15 protein-coding genes are annotated in these 15,424 nt (G+C 66.3%); 6 read left to right on the top strand and 9 right to left on the bottom strand.

The genetic code is table 11. The annotated features are described in order from the left end of the window. Positions 1-76: 76 nt before the first annotated feature. A complete protein-coding gene (locus ACYQ4T_RS17195; RefSeq protein WP_459856629.1) occupies positions 77-994 on the bottom strand; it encodes a dihydrodipicolinate synthase family protein in 918 nt (305 codons plus the stop codon). Positions 995-1,340: 346 nt separating this feature from the next. Here ACYQ4T_RS17195 and ACYQ4T_RS17190 point away from each other — a divergent pair, with 346 nt between their 5' ends. The 3 genes from ACYQ4T_RS17190 (at position 1,341) to ACYQ4T_RS17180 (ending at position 4,316) form a co-directional block, all read left to right on the top strand. After that, positions 1,341-1,994, top strand: coding sequence for a GntR family transcriptional regulator (locus ACYQ4T_RS17190; RefSeq protein ID WP_459856626.1), 654 nt, complete (start codon positions 1,341-1,343; stop codon positions 1,992-1,994). 156 nt (positions 1,995-2,150) lie between these two features. Next, a complete protein-coding gene (locus ACYQ4T_RS17185; protein ID WP_459856623.1) occupies positions 2,151-3,893 on the top strand; it encodes an adenylate/guanylate cyclase domain-containing protein in 1,743 nt (580 codons plus the stop codon). Positions 3,894-4,097: 204 nt separating this feature from the next. After that, positions 4,098-4,316 carry a DUF1127 domain-containing protein gene (locus ACYQ4T_RS17180; RefSeq protein WP_459856621.1) on the top strand — a complete coding sequence of 73 codons (219 nt, stop codon included), beginning with the start codon at positions 4,098-4,100 and terminating at the stop codon, positions 4,314-4,316. Between the two features lie 6 nt (positions 4,317-4,322). On the opposite strand, the gene ACYQ4T_RS17175 is transcribed toward ACYQ4T_RS17180, so the two are convergent. Further along, positions 4,323-5,006, bottom strand: coding sequence for a helix-turn-helix transcriptional regulator (locus tag ACYQ4T_RS17175; protein ID WP_459856618.1), 684 nt, complete (start codon positions 5,004-5,006; stop codon positions 4,323-4,325). A 229-nt stretch (positions 5,007-5,235) separates the two neighbouring features. On the opposite strand from ACYQ4T_RS17175, the gene ACYQ4T_RS17170 reads away from it, so the two are divergent. Together ACYQ4T_RS17170 and ACYQ4T_RS17165 are read left to right on the top strand one after the other, a co-directional pair. Continuing rightward, entirely contained in the window at positions 5,236-5,817 is a 582-nt protein-coding gene (locus tag ACYQ4T_RS17170; RefSeq protein WP_459856615.1) for a DUF2062 domain-containing protein, read from the top strand. Positions 5,818-5,900: 83 nt separating this feature from the next. Beyond that, positions 5,901-7,274, top strand: a complete 1,374-nt coding sequence (locus ACYQ4T_RS17165; RefSeq protein ID WP_459856612.1) for a glutamine synthetase family protein — start codon at positions 5,901-5,903, stop codon at positions 7,272-7,274. Positions 7,275-7,329: 55 nt separating this feature from the next. On the opposite strand, the gene ACYQ4T_RS17160 is transcribed toward ACYQ4T_RS17165, so the two are convergent. The 5 genes from ACYQ4T_RS17160 to ACYQ4T_RS17140 form a co-directional block, all read right to left on the bottom strand. Beyond that, positions 7,330-8,655 (bottom strand): ArsB/NhaD family transporter, encoded by a 1,326-nt coding sequence (locus ACYQ4T_RS17160; protein ID WP_459856610.1) that lies wholly within the window; start codon positions 8,653-8,655, stop codon positions 7,330-7,332. A 59-nt stretch (positions 8,656-8,714) separates the two neighbouring features. After that, positions 8,715-9,728, bottom strand: a complete 1,014-nt coding sequence (locus tag ACYQ4T_RS17155; RefSeq protein WP_459856607.1) for a glycosyltransferase family 4 protein — start codon at positions 9,726-9,728, stop codon at positions 8,715-8,717. A 52-nt stretch (positions 9,729-9,780) separates the two neighbouring features. After that, positions 9,781-10,602 (bottom strand): UDP-2,3-diacylglucosamine diphosphatase, encoded by an 822-nt coding sequence (locus ACYQ4T_RS17150; RefSeq protein WP_459856604.1) that lies wholly within the window; start codon positions 10,600-10,602, stop codon positions 9,781-9,783. Positions 10,603-10,722: 120 nt separating this feature from the next. Beyond that, entirely contained in the window at positions 10,723-11,526 is an 804-nt protein-coding gene (locus ACYQ4T_RS17145; RefSeq protein WP_459856601.1) for a hypothetical protein, read from the bottom strand. Further along, positions 11,523-12,872 (bottom strand): TldD/PmbA family protein, encoded by a 1,350-nt coding sequence (locus ACYQ4T_RS17140; protein WP_459856598.1) that lies wholly within the window; start codon positions 12,870-12,872, stop codon positions 11,523-11,525. The genes ACYQ4T_RS17145 and ACYQ4T_RS17140 overlap by 4 nt, the downstream gene beginning before the upstream one ends. 184 nt (positions 12,873-13,056) lie before the next feature. Here ACYQ4T_RS17140 and ACYQ4T_RS17135 point away from each other — a divergent pair, with 184 nt between their 5' ends. Then, complete coding sequence (locus ACYQ4T_RS17135) at positions 13,057-13,389, top strand: hypothetical protein (protein ID WP_459856595.1); 333 nt, start codon at positions 13,057-13,059, stop codon at positions 13,387-13,389. A gap of 25 nt (positions 13,390-13,414) precedes the next feature. Here ACYQ4T_RS17135 and ACYQ4T_RS17130 read toward each other — a convergent pair whose 3' ends face one another. Next, positions 13,415-14,593, bottom strand: a complete 1,179-nt coding sequence (locus tag ACYQ4T_RS17130) for a hypothetical protein (RefSeq protein WP_459856592.1) — start codon at positions 14,591-14,593, stop codon at positions 13,415-13,417. Between the two features lie 144 nt (positions 14,594-14,737). Further along, positions 14,738-15,367: a hypothetical protein gene (locus ACYQ4T_RS17125; RefSeq protein WP_459856589.1), complete on the bottom strand. Its 630-nt coding sequence runs from the start codon at positions 15,365-15,367 to the stop codon at positions 14,738-14,740. Positions 15,368-15,424: the final 57 nt, after the last annotated feature.

The raw sequence follows: 15,424 nt of genomic DNA, 5'->3' as shown, positions 1-15,424 counted from the left end.
GGCTCGACCCGGCCATCTCGTGCAGAATGCGGAGAGAGATCGCCGGGTCAAGCCCGGCGATGACGATTTGTAGAGGCTATTCCGCCGCCTGCTTCAGCTTCGGCCGGGTGGCGACCGCCGTCTCATAGAGGCCGAGGATGCGCTGGCGCTCCTCGCCTTCCAGCGGCAGGCGCGGGGCGCGGACCCATTCGCTGCCGAGGCCCACGACCTGCTGGCCGATCTTGATGTACTGGACCAGCTTCATATGCGTGTCCAGATGCAGGGTCGGGGTGAACCAGCGGTAGAGCGCGCGGGCTTCGTCGAAACGGCCGGCCATCGCCGCGTCCCAGAGCGCGATCGATTCCTCCGGGAAGACGTCGGTGAGGCCCGAGACCCAGCCGTCGATGCCGAGGGCGACGCTTTCCAGCAGCAGGTCATCGACGCCGCAGAAAAGGGTGTAGCGCTCGCCGAGTTCGTTGTGCAGATCGGTGATGCGGCGCGGATCGTCGGAGGATTCCTTGATCGCAACGATGTTCTTCTCGGAGGCGAGTTCGATGAAGCCCTGCGGCTTCACATCGACGCCGTAAACCAGCGGGTTGTTGTAGATCATGATCGGCAGGCCGGTCGAACGCGCGACGCTGCGGAAATGCGTGACCGCCTCGCGGGCATCGGCCTTGTAGACCATGCCGGGCAGCACCATCAGGCCGTCGATGCCGATCTTCTCGGCGTCCTTGGCATACTGGCAGCCAAGCGCGGTGGTGTATTCCGAGACGCCGGAGAGGATCGGCACCCGACCCTTCACGACCTCTTTCGCCGCGGCCAGCACCTGACGCTTCTCCTCGGGCAACAGCGAGCAATTCTCGCCGCAGGTGCCGAGCATGATCAGGCCATGCACACCGGCTTTCAGCAGGGCGTCGATTTCCTTCTGCGTCGCCGCGAGATCGAGGGCGCCGTCCTTCGAGAACTGGGTGGTGACGGCCGGGAAGACCCCGGACCAGAACGGCTTGCGACTCATGGCAGATCGCTCCCTGCTGGAAAGTGAGAATAGGATATTGTATACAATCTACAAGTCAAGATGTCAAGCGGAAGTCCGCTGCATTGACCAACCGCTCCCGCGGGACGGACCCAGGGCGCTACTGGTTGATATTGGATCATTCGAGCATCAAGAGCGCGGGGTGAACCCTGGCGCCGTACATGCTGGGTCTATGCACCGGGGCAACAGGCTGTCGACGCGGTCAGGGCTTTCGCAGGCAGCTCGCATCAGACCCGGTTCATAGAAGAAATTGTACCCGATCCGTTCTGAATAGTCGACCCGCCCGAGTCACGCCGGCCGTGGTATCGTTGGAATTCATGGAGTCCCGATGAATCGCCCGATCGAACGCCGTACCGTCGCCGCCGAGGCTGCAGAGATCCTGCGGCAGCGCATCCTCTCGGGCGAGATCCGCGCCGGCCAGCCGATCCGCCAGGAGCAGATCGCCCAGGAGCTCGGCGTCAGCCGGATCCCGCTGCGGGAAGCGCTGAAGCAGCTCGAGGCCGAAGGCTTCGTCACCATCGCGCCGCATAAGGGCGCCGTCGTCTCCACGCTCTCCGCCGAAGAGGCCGAGGAGTTGTTCGCGTTGCGGGCCCAGCTCGAGCGCTGGCTGCTCAAGGAGGCGATTCCCCGGATGCGGGAAGCTGACTTCGCGCATCTCGACGCGATCATCGACGAGTCCCGGGCACCGGACAATCTGGCGCGTTGGGGCGAATTGAACTGGCAGTTCCACGAGGCGCTGTATCGTCCGGCCGGCCGGCCGCTGTCGCTGCGCTTCCTGAAGCGGGTGCATGACAACCTGGATCGATATTTGCGATTGCAGATCGCCATCACACGGGATTGGGACCGGGCCTACAAGGATCACCAGGACCTGGTCGCGTTGTCGCGCGAGCGGAATGTCGACGCGGCGGTCGCGTTGCTCGAGGATCACATTCTCGGCACCGCCAAGGCGCTGTCGAGCACGCTCGCCAAGCGATCCCCATAGTACGGGTGCGCCGCCGGCCATAGCTCACACGGTAAGCCCCAATCCGAAGCCCATTGGGCGCTTTACCGGGCGACGGCAACAGATTACCTACAAAGACGCGTGGGCAAGGCGCGTGGGCTGGGTCGTGAACGGCATTGGGGAGTCGACCGGAGTCGCATGAGTAGCGCGATCACATTGGACCGTCGCACGGCGGCGATCTTCTATTCCGATGTGGTCGGGTATAGCCGCCTCATGGGCGCGGACGAGATCGGCACCATCTCGGCGCTGCGGACCACGCTGGGAACCATAGCCCTGCCGGCCATCCGCGAAGCCAACGGCCGCCTGGTGCAGGTCGCCGGCGATGCGATCCTGGCCGAGTTCCCCGGCGCGCCGGCCGCGGTCGATTGCGCGGTGACGATCCAGCGCCGCCTGGCCGAGCGTAACATCGGCATCGACCCGGAGCGGCGGATCGAGTTCCGCATCGGCGTCAATTACGGCGAGATCATCGGCGAGGAAGATCGCATCTTCGGCGACACCGTGAACATCGCGGCGCGACTCGAGGGTATCGCCGAGCCCGGCGGCCTGGCGATCTCGCGCCGGGTGCTCGAGACCATCGCCGACCGCAAGGACCTGGTGTTCGAAAGCCTGGGCGAGCGGCGGCTGAAGAACATCTCCCACCCGGTCGAGGTGTTCCGGCTGGCGAGCGGACGGCCGAGCCGATCGCTGGAGCCCGCGACCCTCACCTTGCCGCAACGGCCGTCGATCGCGATCCTGCCCTTCGACAACCGCACCGGCGATCCCGAGCAGCAGTATTTCGCCGAAGGCCTGGCCGAAAGCATCATCGTCGATCTGGCGCGGTTCCGCGCCTTGTTCGTGATCGCGCGCAACGCCAGCTTCGCCTATCGCAGCGCCGACGCGGACCTGACCGAGGTCGGCCGCAAGCTCGGCGTCCGCTATGTGCTGACCGGCAGCCTCTGGGGCAGCGGCGAGAAGCTCAGGCTGAACCTGCAGCTCTCCGACGCGGAATCCGGCGGCATGCTCTGGACCAGCCGGCGGGAATTCGACAAGGCGGATCTGTTCCGCACCCAGGACGAGATCACCCGTGAGATCGTCTCGGCTTTGCCCGGCCGGATCGAGGCGCATTGGCTGGAGGGCAGCCGCCGCAAGCGCGCGGAGAATTTCGTCGCCTACGACTATGTGCTGAAGGCCTGGGATCTCCTCTACGAACATGGCGGCGACCAGCACACCGCGATCCGGAGCCTGGTCCAGCAGGCGATCTTCCTGCAGCCGGGCTACGCCCAGGCCCAGGCGATGCTGGCCTATTCCTGGATGCTGACCTGGTTCCGCAACCAGGATCCCTCCGCATTGGATGCAGCGGAGCGCGAGGCCAAGCGCGCGCTGCTGCTCGATGCGACCGACGGCTGGTGCCAGTTCGTCGCCGGCTATGTGGCGCTCTATCGCCATCGCTTCGACGAGGCGGAGGAGCATTACAACCGCGCGCTGGAGCTCAACCCGAACGACGCGCAGCTCTATTCCGAGATGGGCGCCTTCAAGAAATATCTCGGCGAGACCGAGGAGGCGATCGACTACCTGCGGCAGGCGTTGCGCCTGAACCCGACGCGCAATGCCTGGATCTGGCACGAGATGGGCCTGGCACAGATCACCGCGCGGCGGCCCGCCGAAGCACTCGAGGCTTTCCAGAAGGTGCAGCCGCCGCTGCCCTTCGACGACATCTATGTCGCGATCTGCCTCGCCAAGCTCGATCGCGTCTCGGAAGCGAAGGCGCTGGCGCGGCGCGTGCTGATGGCGCGTCCCGGCATCAATGTCCGCGGCTGGGCGACCCGCGAGCCCTATTACGAGAAAGCCGATCTCCAGGACTTTCTCGACGGCATGCGCATCGCCGGATTCCCCGAGGAGTAACGTAGAGAAGCCGTCATGGCTGGGCCCAGCGGACGAATGTCCGCATTCGCGGACGGGGCCGGCCATCTCCATCCGTTGCGTACTCAGCACGAGATGCGCGGGTCAAGCCCGCGCATGACGGTGTTTTGTTACTGTTTTGCTCCTGACACCACCCTGTCAGGAGGGGGCGACTATACTCTCCTGCCATGAATGGAGAGGTGTCCCATGCGCAGCAAAACCTGGACCGGATTTCACCAACAGCCGGCGCGTCGTTCGGCGTTCGACGCCGTGATGGCGGTGGTGCTGCGCGGCGTTGCCGAGAGCTTCCGGCGCGCGCGCCAGCGTCGCGACCTCGCCGCGCTCTCCGATCACGCCTTGCGCGATATCGGTCTTACGCGGCGCGACGTCGAGGCTGAGATCGGCAAGCCGTTCTGGCGGGCCTGAGCGGCCTCAGCCCGGGCTGAGCTGCCGCGCCAGGTAGTCGTTGAGGGTCTTGCCGCGTTCCGGCTTGAACTTCTCCTCGGAGAGCACGAGGGCCTGCATGCGGTCGAGGCGGAAGGCGCGGAAATCCTGCCGGAGCTCGCACCAGGCGGCGAGAATCCAGATCGGTCCATAGAAAGCGAGGCCGAGCGGCCAGACCTGCCGCTCGGTCTCGGTTTCGCGCCCGTCCTTGTAGCGGAACTTCACTTTCAGCCGCTGCCGCAGCGCCCGGCGCAATTCCTGGGAATCGACGTTGAGCTTCTCCGCGAAGTGGCGGCTGGGGGCGATCAGCGCCGTCTCGGCCAGGCTCCGGCGCAGATGTTCCGGCAGCACCGCTTCGATCTTCGCCAGGACCTGACCTGCGGATTCGGCGAGGCTCTTGTCGGTCCAGGATTCGACGATCCGCGCCCCGAGCACCAAGGCTTCGAGTTCCTGCGAATCGAACATCAGCGGCGGCAGGTCGTAGCCGCCGCGCATGGCGTAGCCGAGGCCGGGGGCGCCCTCGACCGGCACGCCGCTCGCCATCAGCTCGGCGATGTCGCGATAGATCGTGCGCTCCGAGACTTCCAGCTTCTCGGCAAGCTCGCTGGCGCGGACCAGGCGGTGGCGGCGCAGATGCTGGATGATGTCGAACAGACGCTGGGCGCGGCGCATGGAACTTCCCCATAATCCAATCGGCCAGAACCTGGCGGGAGCGCAGCCTAATCTCCTGACATTCTCCTGTCACCTGGAGAGAAGCCGAGACCGTCTACCTGATCATCCTTCTCTGTCGTCCCCGCGTCATCCGGTTGTGCTAATTAGGCGCACTAGGCGCGCCGGGCCGGCTTTGCCTAGACTGGCGGGGATGGCGCAGCGGCGACGGGAAGAATGGGTGACGGCGATCATGCCGCGTAGGCGAACGGGGTTCTGGGACCGGCTGGCGCGGCTGGTGAAATTCCGCCTGGTGGTGCCGCTGATGCGCAGCCGGCACACGGCGGAATATTCGGCGCGCGGCACCGCGATCGGCCTCGCCTGGGCCTTCACGCCCACGGTCGGCATCCAGATGCCGCTGGTCTTGGTCACCTGGCTGATCGCCCGGCGGGTGCCGCGGTGGGATTTCAGCCTGATCCTGGGCCTGGCCTGGACCTGGACCACCAACGTCTTCACCGCGCTGCCTTGCTACTACCTGTTCTATGTCACGGGGCGCACCATGCTGGGGCGCTGGGACGAAGTCTCCGGCTATGCGCGCTTCCTCGATCTCTGGCACAGCTTCTTCCGCGCGGACCAGACGCTGGAGCAGCAGGTCGCCACGATGTTCGATGTCCTGGTCAAGGACTGGGGCATCGCCATGTGGGTCGGCTGCCTGCCCTGGTCGGCCCTGGTCGCCTTCCTCGGCTATCGCTGGAGCCTGAAGTTCATCCACGCCTATCGCCATGCGCGCGAGCACCGGCGCCACATCCGGCACCAGCGGCGGCACCCGCATTGAGGCTTGGTTGCGGCGGGCCAGCGCCGGCTTGATCGGCTGCCCCCGATCCCCTAGCTTCGCCGCAGCTTTCTTCGGGGGATATCTTGGCCAAGGCGGCAACGACCGAGTTCGACAGCTTCATCAAGCGGCATGCGGATACCGTGCATGTCGATGCCTTCCTGCACGACCTGAACGGCAACCTGCGCGGCAAGCGGCTGCCGGTCGCGGAAGCGGCGAAGCTGTGGAAATCCGGGCTCGAGATGCCGCGCTGCATGCTGTTCCTGGACCCGACCGGCGACGATCTCAATCCCGGCGAGCGCTCGACCGGTCTGGGCGATCCCGACGGCGCGGCGCGGCCGATCGCCGGCCTGCTCGCCCCCGTGCCCTGGGCCGAGGAGCCGACCGCGCAGATCCTGCTGCAGATGACCGATCCGCTGGGCGATCCCAACCATGGGCATCCCTCGCGCTATTGCGCCCGCGCGGCACTCGCCGGCACGCTCCAGCAGTTCAAGCGGCTGAAGCTTGCGCCGGTGGTGGCGGTCGAGCTCGAGTTCTACCTGTTCGACCGCGATCGCAGCACCGAGGGCCTGCCGGTCGCGGTGAAGAATCCCCTGACCGGAAGACCGGAAACCTCGAAACAGCCCTACAGCATCGACGACCTCGATGCCTATGGCGCCTTCATCCGCCGCGTCGCGGCCTATGCGCGGGCGCAAAACATCCCCGCCTCCGCCGCGATCACCGAATATTCGCCGGGGCAGTTCGAGATCAACCTGAAGCACGAGGCCGACGCGGTCTCCGCCTGCGACCATGCGGTGCTGCTGAAGCGCGCGATCAAGGCGGCGGCGCGGGTGGACGGCCATCATGCCAGCTTCATGGCCAAGCCGTTCCTCGATCAGGCCGGCAGCGGCATGCATATCCATGTCAGCCTGGTGGATGCCAAGGGCAAGAACCTGTTCGGTGAAAGCGGCGCTAAAGGCGAGACGCTGCTCCGCCAGGCGGTCGCCGGCTTGCAGGCGGCGATGCCGGAGTCGATGGCGATCTTCGGCGGCAACCTCAACGGCTTCCGCCGCTACCAGCCCGGCCATAACGTGCCGATCACGCCGGCCTGGGGCCATAACAACCGCTCGGTCGCCTTCCGCATTCCGGCAGGCGGCGGTGCGGCACGGCGCATCGAGCACCGGGTCGCCGGCGCCGACGCCAATCCCTATCTGGTGATGGCCGCGGTGCTGGCCGGCATGCTGCACGGCATCGAGCAGCGGCTCTCGCCCACGGCCGAGACCAAGGGCGATGCCGGCGACGACGCCGATCCCAACGTGCCCTTCGAGTTCACCGCCGCGCTCGATCGTTTCGCCAAGGCGAAGATCCTGCCGCGCTACATCGCCCCGGACATCCTCGATCTGATGCGCGACCAGCGCCGGCTGGAGATGCAGAAGTTCATGGGCACGATCTCGCGCCAGGAATACGACTGGTATCTCTGATTATCGGCGCGCAGCGGCCGCCCCGCCAACCCCGCTGCGCGCGACAGTCTCGCGTCTAGAAGAAACGCCAGATCAGGTAGACGTGGCTGACCGCGATGCTGATCAACATCAGCGGCGCCGCCAGCTTCATGAACTCCAGGAAGCGGAAGGGCACGCCGGCGCGTTCGCCGATGCCGGCGACGGTGAGATTCGCCGAAGCGCCGATCAAGGTGCCGTTGCCGCCGAAGCAGGCGCCGAGCGAGAGCGCCCACCAGAGCGGGAGGATCGCCTGGTCGCCGCCGAGCTCCGGCCCCATCGACTTGATCACCGGGATCATGGTGGCGACGAAGGGAATGTTGTCGATGATCGCCGACAGCAGCGCCGAGGCCCAGAGGATGGCGATGGTGAGCGATTTCAGGTCGCCGCCGGTCGCCGCGACCATCTGATCGGCCAGGAGCCGGAGCAGGCCGGCATGCTCGACCCCGGCCACCACGATGAACAGGCCCACGAAGAAGAAGATGGTGATCCACTCGACCTCGTTGAAACTCTCGATCAGCCGCTCATGCTGGTGCTCCGCCGAGCGGCCGAGATTGTCGAGCAGCAGCAGGACCGCCGCGCCGAACAGCGCGATGGCGCCCGCCTCCATGTGGATGAAGCGCGCCGACGCGAAAGCCAGAACCACCGCGACGATCACGGCGACCGACTGCTTCATCAGCCGCGGATCGGTGATCGCCGCCTTGTGGTCGAGCGCCATGACCCGCGCCCGGGATTCGTCGGTCGCGCTGAGCTTGCGGCCCCAGATGAGGTGCATGGCGAGGACATGCAGCGCGAGCACCACCAGCACGACCGGGGTCAATTCCAGCACGAAGTCCATGAAGGTGAGATGCGCGGCGGAACCGATGATGATGTTGGGCGGATCGCCGATCAGCGTCGCGGTGCCGCCGATGTTGGAGGCGAGGATCTCGCTGAACAGGAACGGATAGGGCTTCACCTTCAGCTCGCGGCAGATCACCAGGGTGACCGGCGCCACCAGCAGCACCGTGGTGACGTTGTCGAGGAAGGCCGAGAACACCGCGGTCACGATCGCCAGCAAAGCGAGGACCCCGCCGGGGCTGGCCTTGGTCGCCTGGGCGGCGACGATCGCCACGTACTGGAACACTCCGCAGCGCCGGGTGATCGCCACGATCAGCATCATCCCGGTCAGCAGCGCCAGGGTGTTGAAGTCGATGCCTTCGACCGCCTGTTCCTGGGTCAGCAGGCCGAGCGAGATCATCAGCCCGCCGCCGAGCAGGGCGACGATGGCGCGGTTCAGTTTCTCGCTCATGATCGCGGCATAGGTCGCGATCAGCAGCGCGGTCGAGGTCCAAAGCGGATCGAGCCCGAAAAGAACGTGTTCCTGCAATGCTTCATTCCCCTTGATTGGCCGGGGATGGGAACACGATTGTTTCAGCGGTGCAATATTCAGGAGGCTGTTGCCGCCCCGAATGGCGCGAGGTTGCCGAGGAATTGCTCGGTCGCGGCTTTCCAGGAGAAGGTCTCGGCGACCTCGCGGCAACGCGCCGCCGGCAAGGCCAGCGCCTGCTTCACGGCGGCGCCGAGATCGACGTCGAGCGCGCCGGCGCCGCTGCCGGTCAGGATGTCGCGCGGGCCCGGCACCGGATAGGCGGCGACCGGGAGCCCGCTGGCCAGCGCCTCCAGGATCACCAAACCGAAGGTGTCGGTGAGGCTGGGGAAGACGAAGACATCGGCGGCGGCGTAGTGGCGGGCCAGGTCCTCGCCGACCTTCTTGCCGAGGAAATGCGCCTTGGGGAACCGGCGCCTGAGCTCGGCGAGCTGCGGGCCGTCGCCGATCACCACCTGGCTGCCGGGGAGATCGAGCGCGAGAAAGGCCTCGATGTTCTTCTCGATCGCCACCCGCCCGACGAAGAGATGGATCGGGCGCGGCAGATCCAGCACCTGCTTATTCCCGGGCTTGAAGAGATCGAGATCGACGCCGCGCGACCAGCGCCGGATATTGCCGAAGCCGCGCGCAATCAGATCCGACTCGATCGACGGGGTCGCGACCATGATGCTGCGCGACCGCTTGTGGAAGCGCCGCAGCCAAGCATAGGAGAGGCCGACCGGCACGGCGAAACGCGCCTCGACATATTCCGGGAAGCGGGTGTGATAGGCAGTGGTGAAGGGCAGGCCCTGGGCCAGGCAATAGGACCGCGCCGCATGACCCAACGGACCCTCGGTCGCGATGTGGATCGCGTTCGGCCGGAAGGCTTCGATGGTGCGGGCGATCTTCCGGCCGGGCAGGAGTGCGAGCTTGATCTCCGGATAGGTCGGGCAGGGAAAGCCGTTGAACTGGTCCGGCGAGATCACCGCGACCGCGTGGCCCATGGCGTTGAGCTCGTCGCGGGTCCGCATCAGGGTGCGCACCACGCCGTTGGTCTGCGGCGCCCAGGCGTCGGTGACGAGCGCCAATCTCATCGATTGGGGCTCATCGGTTGGGGCTCATCGGTTGGGGCTCATCGAGCGGGGTTCATGCCGCGACGTGATGCTCCACGTCGTCGACGAGGGTCGGCGCCAGCATCGAGAAGTTGCGGTTGGCGGCCCATTCGACGATCTCGAGCCGGCCGTCCATATGCTCGACCAGGGCGGTGCAGCTTTCGACCCAGTCGCCGTCGTTGATGTAGTGGATGCCGTCGATCATCCGCGATTCGGCCTTGTGGATATGGCCGCAGATGACGCCGTCCAGCCCCTGGCGCCGCGCTTCCGCCGCCATCGCATCCTCGAAATCGCTGATGAACTTGACCGCGTCCTTGACCTGGGTCTTCAAGTAGGCGGAGAGCGACCAGTATTGCAGGCCGAGCCTGACCCGGACGTGGTTGTACCAGTGGTTCAGGGTCAGCACGCAGTGATAGGCGGTGTCGCCGAGATAGGCGAGCCACTTGGCGTATTTGATGACGCCGTCGAAGGCGTCGCCATGCACCACCAGGTAGCGCCGGCCGTCGGCGGTGACATGCACGATCTCGTTGACCACCGCGACATCGCCGAAGGTCATGCCGTCATAGTCGCGCAGCGGCTCGTCGTGATTGCCGGGCACATAGACGACGCGGGTGCCCTTGCGCGCCTTGCGGAGCAGCTTCTGCACCACGTCGTTGTGGCTCTGGGCCCAGTACCAGGCCTTCCGCAGGCGCCAGCAGTCGATGATATCGCCGACCAGGTAGATGTTGTCGGCCTCGTTGTATTTGAGGAAATCGAGCAGAAACTCCGCCTTGCAGCCGCGCGTCCCGAGATGGAGATCGGAAATGAAGATGCTGCGGTATTGGCGAAGCTGAAGCGTGCTCGGCTGTGCGTTCATCAAACCCTGCGCGACTCGGAGTGAAGGCTCCGGACGGCGCGAGAAATATCCTCAGATGGGTGACGCGGCGATGACAGCGCGCACTTCGCGCCCCGTCTTCATCGGATTGTCATCCCGCGTTCAGCGGGATGTCACGATCAGCGGCTCCGGCGCGGGATCGCGGCTCGAGATCGGCGCGCCGCAGTCGGCGGTGCCGCGGGCGCGCAGCCGCGCCAGCCGCGGCGCCGGATCCTCGACCGCCGGGGCGTCCAGGCGCCAGAGAATCTCCGCGCCGACGGCGGCGTCCGCGGCCGCGCCGGTGATGCCTTCGACCTGCCGCACCGATTGCATGCAATAGGCGGCGACGCCGGAGCGATGCTGCTCGCCGTAACCGACGACGAAGACGTTGCCCATCAGCACCCCGGTGCCGATATAGCGCAGCTTGGGCGTATACCAATCGACCAGGTAGATCGCGCCGGCGCGCCTGATCTCGACCCGGCCGCCGTAGTCCGAGCCGTCGGGATTGCGGCCGAGGGTGATGTCGAAGCTGCCCTCCAGGCCTTCCGGTCCGTCCAGATTCTCGGCGCCGAGCGTCGCCGTCCGGCCGCCGCCGTCGCTGCGCCAGATGCCTTCGAGATGCCCGCCCTGCACCCGGTAGAGCACGATGCCGTAATCCTCGCTCGGGTCGTCGGCGGCGATGCCGAGCACGTTGTCGAGCTGCAACCCGTAGCCGCGCTGCTCGAGCGGCGCCGGCCGGCTCCACTTCAGCCGGAAGGTCGTGCCGTTGGGCTTGATCGTGGCCGTGCCCTGGTAGCCCTCGCCGGCCGCGTTCTGTCCGGCGAGCTGGTAGATGCCGCCGCTGTCCTGGGCGGCGGCGGGCGGAAGCGGTCCAAGCGCCAGCGCCAGGCAGAGCGCGGCGAGACGGGTCGCATGCCGCCGAATCATGCGCCGGCGAGGGTCATGCCGTCGATGCGCAAGGTCGGCGCGTTGATGCCGTAGCGGAACTCGAGATCGTCGGCGACGGTGATCGCCTTGAACATGTCCTTCAAGTTGCCGGCTATGGTGACTTCGGAGACCGGGAAGGCGAGTTCGCCATTCTCGATCCAGAAGCCGGCAGCACCCCGGCTGTAGTCGCCGGTCACGCCGTTGACCGCCGAGCCCATCATCTCGGTCACGTAGATGCCGCGTGGGATATCCTTCAGCAGCGCATCGCGACTGATCCTGCCCGCCGGGATGTGGACATTGGCGGCGCCCGGCGAAGGCGGCGACGAAGCGCCGCGATGCGCGTTGCCGGTGGACTTGAGGCCAAGCTGGCGCGCGGAGCGCAGGTCGAGCATCCAGGTCTTCAAGACGCCGTTCTCGACCAGCAGGCGGCGCTGGGTCGGCAGGCCTTCGCCGTCGAACGGCATCGAGCGCAGGCCGCGGGCGCGGTGCGGGTCCTCGATGATGTCGATGCCGGCAGCGAAAATCTGCTCGCCCATCTTCTCCTTCAGGAAACTGGTGCCGCGCGCGATCGCGCCGCCGTTGATGGCGCCGAGGAGATGGCCGATGATCGAGCTCGAGACCCGCGGGTCCAGCACCACCGGCAGTTTCGCGGTCGCGACCTTGCGGGGGTTGAGGCGCTTCACCGCGCGTTCGCCGGCGCGCCGGCCGAGCACCGCCGCGTCTTCGAGATCGTCGAAGAAGACCGCCGAGGAATAGTCGTAGTCGCGTTCCATGCCGGTGCCCTCGCCGGCCAGCACGGCGACGCTGACGCCCGAGTGGCTCTGGGCATAGCCGCCGTAGAAGCCGTTGGAGGCCAGCATGGCCATCTCGCTGCGGCCCCAGCCGGCCTCGGCGCCTTCGGAATTGGTGACGCCCTTGACGGCGCGGGCGGCGGCTTCGGCCTCCCGCACCAGGGCGATCAGTTCCGCTTCGCTCGGCTCCTTGGGATCGAGGATCTCCAGCTGCGGCGGATTCCTGTCGATCTCGGCGGGATCGGCGAGGCCGGTATAGGGATCCTCCGGCACCACCCTCGCCATGGCGACGGCGCGCTGCGCCAGCTCTTCCAAGGCCGCGCGGTTGAAGTCGCTGGTGGAGACGATCGCCTGCTGCTTGCCGATGAAGACACGGAGCCCGAGGTCCTGGTCCTCGGAACGCTGCAGCTTCTCCAGCTTGCCCAGGCGCTCGCCGACCGAGAGGCTCAGATTGCGCCCGATCACCGCATCGGCCGCATCGGCGCCGGCGGCCTTGGCGAATTTCACAGCGGATTCAAGCAGGGTCGGGAAGTCGGCATTGGAGGAAGCGGGCATGGAGAACTTTCATCGGGATTTGGCGTCGGGCGTCAAGGTGGGTCAGTCGGCCCCAAAAGGCAAGGCCCGTTGGCCCGCGGTTTCCGCCGGTCTATCATGGCGCAACAGGCCGGAGCCGCGTCCCTTGCCGCCGAAACCAAAACCGAAATTTCCGTTGCCCTCCGTAACCCGGCGCGGCACTTCCTTGGCACTAGCCGCGCTGGTGCTGATCCTCGGCTTCGCCTATGCAATCTACTACCCGTCCTGCTGCGCGAAGCCGGAGGAAGCCGAGGCCATGCAGGCCTTCCGCACGACTTGCATGCAATCCGCCCGACGCGCCAACGGTGGCAACGGCGACTTGGTGATGGACGATGCGACCGAGGCCAAGATCGGCGCCTATTGCCACTGCATGGCCGAAGCGGTGCGGCGCAACCTGTCGGAGGCAGAGGTCGCCCGCATCGCCAAAGGCCAGACCAGCGATACCACGCTCGCTCTTCTCGGCCGCATCGTCGACGGTTGCAGGGCGCAGATGGAGTAGCTGTGCGACCGATGCCGATAGCCAATTATTTTGGCGCGCCCCCTGAGCCGCTTCCACCCGCCACCTTGACCAGGCAAGCCTGGATCTTCTCTTCGTCGGGAATGTTGGCGCCAATAGCCTCGATCAGACGCCCGTTTTCCTCGATTCGACGACCGGTTTCGGCCAGTTGCACCAGCGCGATTTGGGCATTCTGCGCTGCGGCCTGCCGATCTGCCTTAGTGGTTTCGGCCTCGATACGCCCGGCATTGGCGGCGGCAGTTGCCATCACCGTGGCCTCCTGAGCCGCCTTCGCCTTATCGTTCTCCTGCTTCGCTTCCTTCTTCTTCTTGTCGAGGTTCGCGACATAGTCGGCAACGATGGTCTTGAAGGAACCCGATAGCTCCTCCGTCGTCGCTCGCTTCGTCAGCACCGTCGAGTTGACCGTCGCTCGAACCTGATTGGCAAAGAGCACGAGGCGCTTTGCGGCGGTGTCCGCCCCGGTTTTGCCCGCGGCAGCGGCGGCTGGGGCCGCTGCGATCCCGGGCGAGGAGAGCGCCATGTTCGGCGAGGCTACGGTTCCCGCATCGGAAGCCGCCATCAGCGCGCCCAGCAGATCGACGCGGGCCGCCGTGGCCGCAACGACCGTCGGACTAACTGCCGCCACGGCGGCCCGTGCTCCGACCGGCTGTCCCGCGTCCTTCATGAACGCCGTGTTCTCATTCGGCGTCTCCATCAACATGGTCATATTGGACATCGCGGCCAGAGGCACCGATCCTCCGGCGGTATCGTTGGGAATCGAAGCCAGCGGGACGAGGAGACTCTCCGCACAATTCAGCGATTCCACCGCGTTCTTATAGAGCGCAAGCGATTCGTCGATCAGCAAGAAGCGGTCGGTCAATCCGAGCGCGCCGGCGCCGAGCCCGACACCGGCCGCCGCCGCCTGGTTCCCATCGAAGGCAAGCAGGGCCGTCGCCGCGCCGATGGCGCCGATCAGCACGCCATTCAGACCTTGGCCGATCGAGAACGGGGTGTCGGCGGTCCTGACCGCCTCTTCCTTCATGCGGTTGGAGTAGTCGAGGGCCACTTCCATCGTGAGCGGATCCTTCGGCTTGTCGATCTGATTCATCGTATACATACCGCCGCAACCGCTGACCGCGGTGGCGCTGACCAGCAGGGTCAGTGACAATGTCGCGTCGCGTCGGGCGCGTGAAACACCAATGGTCATTTGACTCTCCCGTAATTGACTGTTGCTACCCCGTATCGCGCGCGGTCGTGCCGGCCTCCGGCGCCGAGCAGCACTAGCCAGGGCGTCGTGACGCAATCGTGACGCGTCTTATTCGCCTCGGTTTGACGCGGCGATTTGGCGCCGTCAGCGGATGAACTCGGCCTTACCGGCTTGCCGGCCGTTGGGCTCCAGCGGACAGAGCGCCATAACCAGCCTGACTGCGGCGACGGCGTCCCGACAACCTAGCTTCGCCAGCAGCGAATTGAGTGCATCCTGCGGGCTGGTGGCCCCGATGTTCGCGTCGAGGCGGAGTTCGCCTGCCCGCAGCGCGGACAGCAGCTCCCGCTCGCGGTCGGTCAGATCGAACGCCTCGCCCAACGCGCGCAGGGCCTGGTGGCTCGGCACCAGCTCCGATGGAGAGAGCTCGATCACCGCGAGATCCCGCGACGCGCCGGTCCGCCGGGCGAAGGCTTCTCCGAGCAGGCCCTGCGGCCGCCGGATCGCCACGGAGTAGCTGGGGACGCCGGCGTCCATCAGAATCGCGGTCTCCACATCGGTGCCGCGAAGCGCGCCGAGCACGTCCCCGAAGCGGACCGCCATGTCCGGCGAAACGAAGGCGAGCGCGCCGGCGGCGATACGGACGAGGTCGCCGCGGTGGACCAGTTCCAGACAGCGCCAGTTGGCGTAGAGAACCTGAAGCGACGCCACGTCGATGACCAGCGCCGCCCCGCGCCAGTCGGGGCAGAGGATTGCCAGGATGTCTCTATCCATCATTCGATACGCACCCGGCACTGACTTGGACTGTCCTTAATCGCCGCCCCGATCGGGGAA

This window comes from Dongia sp. agr-C8 (genome assembly GCF_054658695.1).
Note: the sequence above shows the minus strand (reverse complement) of the source record. Positions and strands in the feature narration are given on the sequence as shown.

Bases quoted from the DNA above. Each gene is read 5' to 3' on its own strand.
- ACYQ4T_RS17145 (WP_459856601.1), bottom strand. From the start codon at position 11,526: ATGATTCGGCGGCATGCGACCCGTCTCGCCGCGCTCTGCCTGGCGCTG.
- ACYQ4T_RS17170 (WP_459856615.1), top strand. From the start codon at position 5,236: ATGCCGCGTAGGCGAACGGGGTTCTGGGACCGGCTGGCGCGGCTGGTG.
- ACYQ4T_RS17185 (WP_459856623.1), top strand. From the start codon at position 2,151: ATGAGTAGCGCGATCACATTGGACCGTCGCACGGCGGCGATCTTCTAT.
- ACYQ4T_RS17180 (WP_459856621.1), top strand. From the start codon at position 4,098: ATGCGCAGCAAAACCTGGACCGGATTTCACCAACAGCCGGCGCGTCGT.
- ACYQ4T_RS17195 (WP_459856629.1), bottom strand. From the start codon at position 994: ATGAGTCGCAAGCCGTTCTGGTCCGGGGTCTTCCCGGCCGTCACCACC.
- ACYQ4T_RS17175 (WP_459856618.1), bottom strand. From the start codon at position 5,006: ATGCGCCGCGCCCAGCGTCTGTTCGACATCATCCAGCATCTGCGCCGC.
- ACYQ4T_RS17140 (WP_459856598.1), bottom strand. From the start codon at position 12,872: ATGCCCGCTTCCTCCAATGCCGACTTCCCGACCCTGCTTGAATCCGCT.
- ACYQ4T_RS17130 (WP_459856592.1), bottom strand. From the start codon at position 14,593: ATGACCATTGGTGTTTCACGCGCCCGACGCGACGCGACATTGTCACTG.
- ACYQ4T_RS17190 (WP_459856626.1), top strand. From the start codon at position 1,341: ATGAATCGCCCGATCGAACGCCGTACCGTCGCCGCCGAGGCTGCAGAG.
- ACYQ4T_RS17150 (WP_459856604.1), bottom strand. From the start codon at position 10,602: ATGAACGCACAGCCGAGCACGCTTCAGCTTCGCCAATACCGCAGCATC.
- ACYQ4T_RS17155 (WP_459856607.1), bottom strand. From the start codon at position 9,728: ATGAGATTGGCGCTCGTCACCGACGCCTGGGCGCCGCAGACCAACGGC.
- ACYQ4T_RS17125 (WP_459856589.1), bottom strand. From the start codon at position 15,367: ATGATGGATAGAGACATCCTGGCAATCCTCTGCCCCGACTGGCGCGGG.